Source organism: Clostridium tetanomorphum (assembly GCF_017873215.1).
Classification (GTDB): domain Bacteria; phylum Bacillota; class Clostridia; order Clostridiales; family Clostridiaceae; genus Clostridium_AO; species Clostridium_AO tetanomorphum.
Window position 1 is genome coordinate 138,053 of record NZ_JAGGKA010000008.1, and the last position, 13,026, is coordinate 151,078.

The 13,026-nt window shown below is 30.0% G+C and carries 10 protein-coding genes; 9 read left to right on the forward strand and 1 reads right to left on the reverse strand.

Annotation, left to right across the window (positions count from 1 at the left end):
- Positions 1 to 21 precede the first annotated feature (21 nt).
- From J2Z24_RS09930 to J2Z24_RS09960, 7 genes are all read left to right on the forward strand, one after another.
- Complete coding sequence (locus tag J2Z24_RS09930) at positions 22 to 2,853, forward strand: HEAT repeat domain-containing protein (RefSeq protein WP_206538621.1); 2,832 nt, start codon at positions 22 to 24, stop codon at positions 2,851 to 2,853.
- Positions 2,854 to 2,906: 53 nt separating this feature from the next.
- Positions 2,907 to 3,386, forward strand: coding sequence for a hypothetical protein (locus J2Z24_RS09935; protein WP_206538622.1), 480 nt, complete (start codon positions 2,907 to 2,909; stop codon positions 3,384 to 3,386).
- Positions 3,387 to 3,482: 96 nt separating this feature from the next.
- Positions 3,483 to 4,715: a cytoplasmic protein gene (locus J2Z24_RS09940; protein WP_156950269.1), complete on the forward strand. Its 1,233-nt coding sequence runs from the start codon at positions 3,483 to 3,485 to the stop codon at positions 4,713 to 4,715.
- A 219-nt stretch (positions 4,716 to 4,934) separates the two neighbouring features.
- Positions 4,935 to 6,032 carry a PQQ-dependent sugar dehydrogenase gene (locus J2Z24_RS09945; protein ID WP_035151385.1) on the forward strand — a complete coding sequence of 366 codons (1,098 nt, stop codon included), beginning with the start codon at positions 4,935 to 4,937 and terminating at the stop codon, positions 6,030 to 6,032.
- Between the two features lie 198 nt (positions 6,033 to 6,230).
- On the forward strand, positions 6,231 to 7,550 hold the full coding sequence (locus tag J2Z24_RS09950) for an ABC transporter substrate-binding protein (protein ID WP_035151388.1): 1,320 nt from the start codon (positions 6,231 to 6,233) through the stop codon (positions 7,548 to 7,550).
- A 30-nt stretch (positions 7,551 to 7,580) separates the two neighbouring features.
- Positions 7,581 to 8,567 (forward strand): alpha/beta hydrolase, encoded by a 987-nt coding sequence (locus J2Z24_RS09955; RefSeq protein WP_035151488.1) that lies wholly within the window; start codon positions 7,581 to 7,583, stop codon positions 8,565 to 8,567.
- Positions 8,568 to 8,672: 105 nt separating this feature from the next.
- Complete coding sequence (locus J2Z24_RS09960) at positions 8,673 to 8,852, forward strand: GreA/GreB family elongation factor (RefSeq protein WP_035151391.1); 180 nt, start codon at positions 8,673 to 8,675, stop codon at positions 8,850 to 8,852.
- A gap of 129 nt (positions 8,853 to 8,981) precedes the next feature.
- Here the strand turns inward: J2Z24_RS09960 and J2Z24_RS09965 are convergent, their stop codons facing one another.
- Positions 8,982 to 9,701: a gamma-glutamyl-gamma-aminobutyrate hydrolase family protein gene (locus J2Z24_RS09965; protein WP_035151394.1), complete on the reverse strand. Its 720-nt coding sequence runs from the start codon at positions 9,699 to 9,701 to the stop codon at positions 8,982 to 8,984.
- 387 nt (positions 9,702 to 10,088) lie between these two features.
- Here J2Z24_RS09965 and J2Z24_RS09970 point away from each other — a divergent pair, with 387 nt between their 5' ends.
- Positions 10,089 to 11,456: an MATE family efflux transporter gene (locus tag J2Z24_RS09970; protein WP_035151401.1), complete on the forward strand. Its 1,368-nt coding sequence runs from the start codon at positions 10,089 to 10,091 to the stop codon at positions 11,454 to 11,456.
- Positions 11,457 to 11,883: 427 nt separating this feature from the next.
- A complete protein-coding gene (locus J2Z24_RS09975) occupies positions 11,884 to 12,996 on the forward strand; it encodes a helix-turn-helix domain-containing protein (protein ID WP_035151402.1) in 1,113 nt (370 codons plus the stop codon).
- Positions 12,997 to 13,026 lie beyond the last annotated feature (30 nt).

The following is a 13,026-nucleotide window of genomic DNA, read 5'->3' on the forward strand; positions in this document are numbered from 1 at the left end:
GTAGACAATGGAGGATAACTTATGATTTTTAGTAAAGATATTATGAATAAAAAGAATTTGCTTAAAGAATTAGATTCATTAGCATATTCAGACAGAGCAAATAAAATGGCTTTATTAGGTCGTGATAACAATGGATCCAAGCAGTATTCAAAATTACTTTCTTCATTATTAGAAGATGGTGCATATGAAGCAAGTCTTGCGTTAATTGGTGCTAGTGTAACAAAAGATTTGAGTATTACTTTGGCAGCATTAAAACATCCTGCATATAGTGTTAGAAATAAGGCAGTAGGGCTTTTAGCAAAATTAGCTTCAGATAGTGATATTGAAGGTGAGATAATAAATTTATCTTATGATTGTCGCCGAAAATTACTACATAATATTTCAATTATAAATCGCCAAAGTGCAGCAGATAAATTATTACCTTTTGTATATTCTAAATGGGGAGCAAAAGAAGCAGCTATTTTATTACCAGCATGTTCTAAAGAAACTGTTGAGGAGTGGATTATAAAGATTGGATATGCAATAACAAATTGGTGCAAATTAGTAGCTCATCATTCTGATATAGTGTTAGAGTATTTTAAGACAACTTTAGAGAAAGCAACCGTTGGAAAAAGAATTTATGTTTGGTATAGATTTTCATCTGCAATGGAAACTTTGTGCATGTCAAATGCAGATTTTATATTGGATTGTGCAATAAACTTAGGGCCAATGAATGTAATATATTTAGTGTTAAAAAAGCAACTTGGCACTTTAGTCCGTATAAATCCTAACAAGGCTTATATGTTACTTGTAGGAAATGAATCAAGAAAGGAACTTATTTCATATGGAGTGCCAGAGGGCATTTTGAAAAGAAAAAATTATCTATCAAAAGACCAATGGATTGGATTAGCGAAATTGCTAGCGGATAGTCCTTTTCATATAGCAAAATTACTTCATCATATGGCACCTTCAAATAGGGAAGAGATTTTTGAAGCTGTGTATGAAGAAGATAAACGTAAGGAAAGAATTTTTCCAGAATTCCTATTGTATCAGTTGCCAAATAAATTACGTGATAAGGAAGCTTATAGAATGCTTGGGCTTCGTGGAATTTATGATAACAAAGAAAAGAAGATTATGATTACTGCATGTCGTCATATTGATAATTCAAGGGAAATGCTTCAAAAAGCAGCACAAGCATCAAGTGCAGATGAGCGCGGAAGGGCACTTGTGGAGCTTATTAAGAGTACTGCATTATCAAGACATGGCGTTCATGACACACTAGTGTTTTTAAGCCGTATTAAAAATGATCAAGACCCTGTGCGAAATGCAGTGATTAAAGAGCTTTCAAATTGTCCACCATCTATTTTTACAGATGAGAATACAAAAGAACTCACTTTACTTATTGATAGTGTCAATGAGGCTAGAGATACTTCATATGGCACACTGTATGCAACACAAAGATTAGCTTTTAATATTATGCGATATAATATATCAAATCCTGAAAGCGAGATTTTTAAATTTTCTATAAGCACAATTATAAAGCTAGCAAAGAAAACAGGAGAACTTGCATTACCATCACTTGAAAAAAATTTACCAAGAGGTGCGGAAAAGATATTGTTTGAAGAGCTTTACCCATTAATTGTTGAGGCAAATAAAAGAGAAAATTACAACTTTACAATTGATATAGCAGATTCATTAGGAAAAAGAGGCTATAATATAATAAAACTTCAAAATTTATTAAAAGAGGTCATAACTGCTAAACCAGATGGTATAGCAATACAAGCAGTAAGATATTGGCTTGCAGGTAAAAAAACACGTGATGAAAGAGTTAAGGAGTTACTAGCTTTGGATAAATCCTTTATTACAATAGAAGAAGTGTTTTTACATTTACACTACACACGTCAAGAATGGTTAGATCCATTTATTTCTGGTAATGTTATCAAAGGTAGATTTCTAACTGGTAAAACAATTTATGTTGTGCCAGCTGATAATGGATTTAATAGGTGGTTGCCACGTCAGCAAAATTCTTTAGGGATTATGTTAGAAAAAATTGCCTCTGATTCAAAACGCAGTCTTTGGGAACGTTCAAGAGCTATAAGAATACTTGCAGGGATGCCTGATTTCTCTTCAAGCAAAGTGGAAGAGTTTTTAAAGTATAAAGAAGTAGCTATAGTGGAAGCTGCACTTCATGCATTATCACTTACTCAAGAGCCTGAAGCTGCACTTTCAATTCTTTTGGAGAATTTGGATGGAGACAGAGCACGTGTAGCAATGTATTCTATACCTAGATGTGTTCGTAAGGTGAATCCAAATCTTTTAGCTTCAATGCTTAAGGAGCTTTTAAAACGAGACAAGCTTAAAATTACTGTTAGAAAAGAGGCTATTAGGTTATTGGGTGCTTATAGAACCAGTGATAGCATTTTACTACTTATAAATGAATTTGAAAAAGCAAATTTGCATAAAGATGTACTAATTGCAATAGGACATGCAGCCAAGGAATTTTTAGATGATGAACGTGGGTGGAATATTTTAAATACTATGGCTTGCTCATCCAAAAGTGATGTTGTAAAAAGTTTATTATACCAAGCTCCAGATGAACTTCCAGAAGAATATAGAGGTTTATATTTACAATTAATAATTAAGATTGCAAATCATATAGATGCAGAAGTTGGACGAGAAGCTTTTAATTGCATGAGGCGTTGGACAAATGCAAATGAAAAAATAATCGCGGAAGCCACATCAAAGGCTATTACTGATGTTGAAGATAGCACTAGGTGGAATGCTGCCATGAATACTTTAGTAAAAACATGCCGTGATGGTAAGGTCAATGAATTTGTCATAGGTGTTTTTAAGGATTTATCTAGCGTACAATAGTCCATAAGTGGAATGCCAATAACCAAAGAGATTTACCTCATAGGCAGCGTTTAATGAAGCTAACAGATAAACTTATATCTTTACCAAATCTTACACGGTTAAATCTTACATCTTTGTATATGGAAATTATTGATAGTATTGCAGCAAATGACACATTAAAATATGTTGTAGTGAAATTTTATATAGCCTCAATTGACTGGAATAATGTAGATGAATCCACTGAATATATAAAAAGTATTGCAAATTGTATTAAAAATCAACCATACCTTATAAACAATGTATATAGAGACATTGCAAAGAATTTAAAAGATGACAAAGGATACTGGAATCCAGAAATAATACTGCAAATTGTTGACATATTATGGTCTGAAGGATTTTATGAATCTCAATTTATAGGACTTTCTTTACTTGAAGCTGCTGGAAATGCTTTATTGTGGAGAGAGGATTGTGCCAATAGGTTGAAGTTATATAGAAATCACCCTGACATTAATATTCAATCACTTGCATTAGATATTTGGACAGCAACAGAGTAAATTGTGCACTTTGAAATAATGATTTTTGAGTTTATTTCGAAGATATAAAAGGTCTAGGTTACATACTAATAATTCAAAATGTTAAGGGGGAAAATCATGTTAAGAAACTCAAAAGTAGAACAAATCCAAATTCTAAATAATTCAGAAATTCTATTTAGAGTAAAAAATGGATTTGGAAAATTAAATATGAGTTTTGTTAAGGATAAAAATGATGAAATAAAAATCACCTATTTTTTAGGGGATACACCATTGATTATGAGCAATACAGAATATTGTCCAACTTGTTCTACCATGATTCAGTTAGCTGAAGGTAGAGAAAAAGTTGATAGTAAAGTAGTTGAGGTTTTAAATAATATTAATACAATACAAAGTATAGAAGATGGATTTGAAAAAATTAAGCCTATACTAGTTTTACTAGATGATGGTTATTATGTATTAAAAGAAATAGAATTAATTCCCACAGATGGTGAAGGAAATTATTTTTGGAATTTAGATGGGAAGAGTAAAAATTATAATGCAAGTGCGGATTTTTATTTGCGTGATTATGGAACAATTTATGGAACACCTAAATTTATGCTTCCATCTCAGGGAACTAATTGTTATAACAATGAGAGGGTAGAATATTATAGAGAAAAAATTAGAAATGGTGAAAAGTTGTTCGGTATTGCTATTGAATTAAGATCTTTTATGTCATTATTGATAGACGGGCATCATAAAGCAACAGCTTGTTATTTAGAAGGAGAAACTCTTAGCTGTATTACAATAATAAAACCTTATTCCTATAAAAATTATAATACTGGTGAGGAGGGTATTAATTATTTAGGAAATGATATTCCTTTTAGTAAGTTGAGTGATGCAAAAGACATAAAGCATTATTACAATAAGAAAAATACAAGTAGTAGAAATGAATATAAGCAGATAATTTTAGAAGAAAAACATACTATGCCAATTAATATAGGTAAACCTAAGGTTGATTTTCCTGATTATGAAGATATAGCTTTATCAAATTTAGCCCAAGATACTTCTGATGAAAAGATATCAGAATTACTAAATTATATAGGAGAGTATCCTTTAGAAGAATTAGAGTATATATTTTATAATTTAAAAGTTAACAACAAAGCAAAAGCTAAGGATTTATGTTTTAAGATTCTTTCTTCAAATGAATTCCAAAGTATATGGGATATATGTGTTAAATTCTTATCTCAATATAGAGTTAAAGAAGTAGAAGATTTATTTATAAATATTCTAGTTGACTATGATCAATATGATTGTATTAGTTACGAGAAGATTAAAAAGATAATAGATGACTATTTTAAAGAAAACAAATAAGATATTTAGTAATAGTGAATTTCAAAGGTCATACCTCGCCTCCATCAATAAAAACCACACCGGTATTGGATAATTCAGTACCGGCGTTTTAGTTTTTGTAAATATATTAGAGAGTATTATATTTTAGTAGATTATATATTTTCAAGTAAGTGATATACATAATTTATTATGAATATTATATATGGTGGCTTTTATCATTTAAGTTTGGAGGATAAGAGTATGAAAAAAATTCCCAACATTTTATCTAAAATGATATTTCGTGGTGGTAATGCAGCTAATGTGAAAACAAGATCAATTACATCAAGGCAATTTCAGTATGAAGTTGAGGTTATTGCTGAAAATTTATATGTACCCTGGGCTATGGACATAAGCAATGAAGGGAAAATATATTTTACGGAGCGATCTGGGGCAATTAGAATTATTGAAGATGGTAAACTTCTAATACAGCCACTAATCACATTTGGGGCACCCTTTGTAAGTAGGGGAGAGGGTGGTCTAATGGGTATTGCTTTAGACCCTAATTATTCACAAAACCATTATATGTATGTTATGCATTCATATGCAGAAGGTAATCGAATATATAATCGCGTTGTAAGATTGATTGAAAACAATAACAGGGCATCCATTGATAGAGTTCTTCTTGATAGGATTCCTGGTGGAAAAATTCACAATGGAGGAAGGTTAAAGATAGGGCCAGATAAGAAGTTATATATAACAACAGGAGATGCAGGAAACTCTGCATTGGCACAAGATTTAAGAAGTATAGCAGGAAAAATACTGCGAATAGAATTAGATGGAAGTGTTCCAAAAGATAATCCAATTGCTAATTCACCGATTTATAGCTTAGGTCATCGAAATCCGCAAGGTTTAGCGTGGAATTTAAAAAATATTTTGTATGCATCAGAACATGGACAGTTAGCACATGATGAGATAAATATAATACAACCAGGAGGCAATTATGGATGGCTTCTTGTTCAAGGATATGAAGAGTCTCAAGAAGTTAAGATACAAAAGCCTTTGATACACAGCGGAGCAGAGACATGGGCACCTTCTGGAATTGCCTTTGTAAATCAAGGACCATGGCAAGGTAAACTACTGGTTGCTAATTTGCGAGGACAGCAATTACTTGCTATTTCGTTAAACAAAGAAGGAACGGTAGTGAAGAATGTAGAATCATGGTTCAAGAATCAGTATGGACGTTTGCGTGATGTTATTCAGGGGAAAGATGGATCAATTTACCTTACAACAAGTAATAGGGATGGCAGAGGAAACCCTAATATAACTGACGATAAAATTATCAGGCTCATTCCCAAATAAAGATTATACACAAAGTAAAATTACTGTGCCTTAAATTATGGAAAATACTGTCTGAAAAGACCATGTTGGAGTTATCTTCAATGTGGTCTTTAATTATGAAATATATGATATTATATTTAAGTAGTTGTTACATAATTGATTAAATGTTATATAATTGAATATATAGAAAACTTATAATTGCAAAAGGGAGTATACATTATGAAAAGTATAAATTTTAAATGTTATTTGTTAGTTTTTGTGTTTTTATTTTCTTATATATTTGTTGGGTGCACCAAATCCGTATCCCCTGTAGTTTCAGAAAAAAGTAATGAGAAAATAAAACTTAGCTGTGCTATACCAGCAGAAGATACTGCTAAAATAAAAGCATTTAAAAGTTTTGAAACCAATATAAAAAAACAGTTTTCAGACTATGATATATCTTTTAAGTATATAAAAGGTGATACTAAAAGTTATGAAACAAAAATTAAGGTGCTTTTATCTTCAAATCAGAAACCAGATATTTTTTTCTCAAAAGAAAATTCTTTTTTTGAACAGCTTTTTTCCGCAAACGCAGTACAACCTATAGATAAATATTTAAAGGAACTAAAGTTTTGGCATATGGTTTTGCCTTTTGTAAAAAATGATGGATATAAGGGGAAAGTTTATGCTGTTCCTTTTGAAGAAGTGCATTATGAAATAATGGCTATAAATAGTGATATATTTAATAAAAATAAAATTAAAATTCCTACTAATTTTGAAGAGCTTAAAAATGCAGTTTATACACTTAAGTCTAAAGGGATTATACCTATAGCTATTGGAGGTAAAGATGGAGGAATTGTTTATAATATGATTGGAAGTTTTGCAGCTACTATTGACCCTGAAGTTACTAAAAACGTTATAAATGGAAAAGAGAAATTTTCTAGTAATAATTTTAAAGAAGCTGTTTTAAAGGTAAAGGAGCTTATAGATATGGAAGCCTTTGGTAAAGAAACTCAATGCCGTACAGATTTACAAGCAGCACAACTTTTTAATTCAGGTAAAGCAGCTATATATTGCACAAGCTCCTCTAATCTTAATATGTGTAATAAAAAACTTAATGGAAAATGTAAATTAATTTATTATCCTTATATAGGAGAGGAAAATGTTAATAATTATAATAGTCTAGTAAGTGATTTACAAAAGAATTCTGGCTTGTTTATTTCATCAATATCAGAACATCCAAAAGAAGCAGTAAATTTAGCTATAGAAATATCCAAAGAGTATAATAAATATTTATATGAAAAGCAAAATAATCCTGCAACTATTTATATTCCTAGTAAGCAGGGCTGGGAAAATAATAATAAAAATAATAAAGACTTACAACAATTTATGAAGAGTTTATATGAAAACAAAAATATTACCAGTAGTTTATTAAATGGAAGTATCAATGTTAAAGCTTCAAAGGCAATAATGGAAGCCTCTACAGCTTTTATGACGGGATTTTTATCTGTAGACACGTATACTAAAGAGTTGGATAAGGCAATGGAATTGAAATTTTAAGTTTAAACATATAAAAGTTGTTTCATGGAGATGATTTTGTTGAATAGCTTAGAAGTGAGAGTACCTAAGTTTAAGAAAAAATATAAAGTAATATTAATAGTATCAATAGTTTTATTTATTTCCATAAATTTAATAGGCTTCTATTTAGGAAATATGTATTATGAAAAGGTATGTAAAATATATATTGATAGGACTAATACTGGTATTGAATATTATAAAGAAAGCTTTAATTTTGAGAGATTTAAGAGTCTTGAATCTTATGATATAGATATAGAATCTAGTTTTGATTACAAGCTTGCGGGCACGTATATTTTTAATGCAAAACCTACAAATAATACAGTTATTATAGCTCATGGTATTACTGCAAGTCGCTGGGAAGCAATGAAATATGCAGATATGTATTTAGATATGGGATTCAATGTAGTTGTGTATGATTCAAGATATCATGGGAAAAGTGGAGGAAATGATATAACTTTAGGTTTTTTTGAAAAAAATGATCTTGATAATATTGTTAAATGGGTAAAGTGGGTAAATCCTAATGCTATAATTGGTGTACATGGTGAATCCCTTGGAGCAGTAACTGCGTTATTACAGGCGAATTTAGATATAGATAAAAGAAATGTGAATTTTTATATAGTAGATTGCCCTTATTCAGACATATCACAGTTATTAAGTATGAAATTATCCAAAAGTGAAAAGCTTCAATTTCAACTTGCTTCAAAATTCATTTTATTCTATGCAAATGTGATTGCTCTTAATAAATCTGGATTTTCACTATATGCAGTGTCACCTATAAAAGCAGTAAAAGATATTAAAGCTCCTGTTATGTTTATTCATGGTAGCAATGACACCTTTATACCCGCATCAATGTCTTTAGAATTATATTTAGAGAAAACAGGAGTCAAGACCATATATATTTCACCAGATGCAGAACATGCTATGTCATATTTTATTAATAAATCTGAATATGTTTCTAAAGTAAAACAATTTCTTGTTCAAAACAAGATTATTCATTAATAGATATTCTATTTTGTAGGAATCAGGAAGTTTTTACAATAACGCAGGATTTGCCACAAAGAAACTAATGTTCATATAACTTTTGTATTTTTAAGAAGGTTTAATATGAAAAAAATTAGGATTACCCATGAAAAACTTGCAAAACTTGCTAAGGAAGTACAGTATCTAAAAACTGTTAGACGAATGAAAATAGCAGAAAAAATTAAAGATGTATTAATAAATGGAGATCTAAATTTTTATGAAAACTTAGAATACATTTCTGCAAAAAAGAGCAAGCAGAAATAAAGAGCAGATGAGGATAATTTTTCGCCAATGACATTAGGAAAAATTTAAAATTAAAGCTTTTCTGTAGCCATAACAAAAGAAAAGTTACCTCATCTGCTCTTTGTAATTTACATAATGTGCTCTAAAAAATTATTCTTTAATTTTTCTACATTGTTCAACTAGGTGCTTGTATATCAATAGCTGCTCAGGATACTTTTCAAATAGCAGTTCTGGATGCCACTGTACTCCCATGATTGAACCGTCAATGGATTCTATGGCTTCTATAATTCCATCTGAAGATTTTGCAGTAATTTTCATTTCTGCACCAACAGATAAAACTGCCTGATGATGCCAGGAGTTTACTCCTATTTTTTCACTTTTAAATAATTTATATAGTTTGCTATGATCATATAAAGAAACGGTGTGAAATAATTCATCAAGCTGTTCTTCAGGTTGGCTATGTCCAATGGTGTTTGGATGTTGAGTGAAAATATCCTGATAAATTTTGCCACCAGTACATAAGGCTATAATCTGACAGCCCTTACAAATACCAAGTATGGGCTTATTTTGATTTTTGGCTTCTTCAAATAATGCAAATTCAAAACGGTCACGTTGTGAACTAATGTAACTAATTCCTCTTAAAGGCTCTTCATTTAATAATATAGGGGAAACATCTTCACCACCAGGGAGTAACAATCCATCACACATGGAAATATATGATTTCACTTCATTTAAATCATTGGTAATTGGTGCTAGTATCGGAGTACCACCAGCAGCACGTATTGCATTAACATAACTTTCGTGTATTAGAAACTCTTTTCTTGAACTTTTTAAATTACGAACAGCACAAATCAATATTATTGGCTTCATAAATAGCTCTCCTTTCTATTAATAACTTTAGCAAAAGCTTGTATATAATCTTATACTATGCATGTTTAGTATATCATTAGACATTTTATGGGTGGTAATATATAATTTATATGCATTTAGTATTTGTTCTAATAACACTATGGCCTATAAAGAGGAAAAGGCTTATGAAAAAATACGATTAATTGAAGCTGTAATAAAAAATAAAATTTTAAAAAATCTAATAATCCCTTTAATTACAAAGATTACAATAGAATGCATAATTTCAAGTTTTAAATATAGAGCTATATTGCATTCTAATAAGGTGTGCTATAAAATACAATTAGAGAATGATTTTCATTTAATAATAAAACATATTCTCAATAATCATTTTGAAAGGGATGGAGGATAATGGATTCAAGAAGTAGAATTAAATTAATCAGTGAAGGGAAAATTTCAACGGCTTTATTAAAGCTTGGAGTACCTATGATTATAAGTATGCTTGTAACTGCTCTTTACAATGTTGTGGATGCATATTTTGTAGGGGGACTTGGCACAAGTGCTATAGCAGCAGTTTCTGTGGCATTTCCCATATCAATTGTTTTTTCAGGAGTGGGATTAACTTTTGGAAGTGGAGGCGGTTCTTATATTTCAAGGCTTTTAGGGGCAGAGAATAGAGAAGGAGCCAGTAGAGTTGCCTCAACTTCATTGATTAGCGCTGTATTTATAGGTATAATTTTAGCAGCAATTATATTGGGGTTTTTAGATAGCACTTTGATTTTTATGGGAGCAACTGAAACCATACTACCTTATGCAAAGTCCTATGCTATTATATTTATTATGGCATCAATTATAAATACTTTTAATGTAGCTATGGGAAATTTAGCAGTATCACAGGGTGCTTCAAATATTTCTTTAAATGCAATGCTTGCAGGTGCAATTTTAAACATGATTTTAGATCCAATATTTATATATACATTGGCAATGGGCATAAAAGGTGCGGCTATAGCTACTCTTATATCCCAATGTATTACTACTCTTATTTATGTGTGGTACATTTTAGGAGGAAAAAGTTATGTGAAAATAGCTTTTAGCTACTTTACTTTGGATAAGAATATATATGCTGAAGTGTTTAAGATAGGCATATCAATGCTAATTTTACAATTGCTTACAAGTATCTCAATGGGATTAATTAATAAAATAGCTAGCAATTATGGAGATGCTGCGGTAGCTGCTATGGGAATTGTAACTAGAGTAACTGCTCTAGGGACCTATGTTGTATTTGGATATGTAAAAGGCTTTCAACCTATTGCAGGATACAATTATGGAGCTAAAAGCTATAAAAGATTGAATGAGGCAATTAGTGTTTCTCTTAAATGGACTACACCATTTTGTGCTATTTGGACAATAATAGTATTTATTTTTTCCAAGCAAATTGTATCAATATTTAGTAGTGATACAAATGTTATTAGTATAGCTGAAAAAGCTTTGAGAGCATACAGCATTATGTTTATTTCTTTTGGATTTCAATTTGTATATTCCACACTATTTTTATCTTTGGGCAAAGCAAAAAAGGGTGGCATATTGACCATGGGAAGACAGGGCATATTTTTTATTCCAGTTATATTAACTTTACCTAGTATTATGGGTTTAAATGGGGTAATTTACACTCAAGCAATTGCAGATTTGCTTACAACAATACTTACCTTTATATTTGCCTATAATATAAAAAATGAGATAAATACATTGATAGAAGATAATAATATAGTAAAAGCTTGATTTTTACAGGAAATGCTCCAAATACAACAAAAGTGATGAGAATATTTAAATCAATATGACTTAGATGAAAGGTATCTGTTAATTTTTGATTTTAGAAAATCCACAAATTTAATAGGAGAAGTAAAGGAATCCTACATGGATACAGGAGATAGTAGAAAGAAAATAATAGAGGGTTATTGTTAGGTTATTAGAACAAAATTTTTATAATTTATATTTTAGTTTATGAACACTAAAATTAGTGTTCATTCTTTTATTATTTGAAAAATTTTTGTCAAAAAAAGAATAATTTTAATATTAAAAAATTTTAATTTAACCTACAGTTAAGTTTTCTATAGCATATTCAACTATGAATCCATTGGTATGTATGATAAATTACGGTATACTAAGTGCATAGGATCCTATAATAACTATATGGAGTGATGAGAATATGGAGAAATTATTAGTAGGTGAAGTTATTTATAAATTAAGAAAAGAAAGAGGAATTACTCAAGATCAGTTAGCAAATTTTATTGGAGTATCAACAGCTGCAGTATCAAAATGGGAAAGTGGAATTTCATATCCAGATATAACCCTACTTCCAATACTTGCAACATTTTTCAATGTTACTATAGATAAATTGTTGAATTTTAAAATTGAGCTTTCAGATGAGGAAGTTATGAATATATTTAGTGAGTGTGAAAAGCTATTTAGCAGAGGTGATTTGGATAAAGCAATAGATAAGAGTAAGAGCTATATAGAAAAATATCCATCAAGTTATTATTTAAAGCTTAGAATAGGATTTTTATTTACTATGTATTCATGGAAAGGTTCAGATGAGGAAATGGCTAAGAGAATGATGGGATATTCTATTCAATTATTTGAGGAAGTATCTAAAAATTCTAGTAGACCAGAATTAATTGAACAAGCATTATTTCAACTTGGAGCCTTATATCCAACAATAGGGGAAGAAGATAAGGCAATAGAGGCTTTAAATAAGATTCACAAAAGTGAACTTGATCCAAATGTTTTGCTTGCAGGAATATATATAGAAAAAAATGAATCAAAAAAGGCAAGAGAAATACTTCAAAGTAAGTTATATAAAAGTATTAGTGACATAAGTTTTGCATGCTTAGGATTAGCTAATTCATATATGAAGGATGAGAAAGACTTAAGCATGGTAGAGAAATATTATGATTTATCAATTAATGTTAAAAAAGTTTTTTCACCTGCAGGAGATTCCGTGTTAACATTAGCAGCTGAGTACTTAAATTTTGCACATACTTATTTAAAATTCAATGAAGCTGAAAAAGCTATAGATATGTTAAACAAAATGATAGAAGATATGAGAAAATATGATATAAATAAGCCTGGAGGTTTTAGATCTATTTGGTGTTTTAATAAAATACCAGAGGGAAAACGTACTATAACTATGAATTTATATGAAAACATATTTAAGATTTTTGAAGCACCTGAATTTAATTTAATTAGAGAAAGAGAGGAATTTACTCATATAATAAATGAATTGAAAAAAATAGAGAAAAAATATTTAAGTGATAAATAAAGAAAAAGCTTAGGATGGAATATTTCTTCA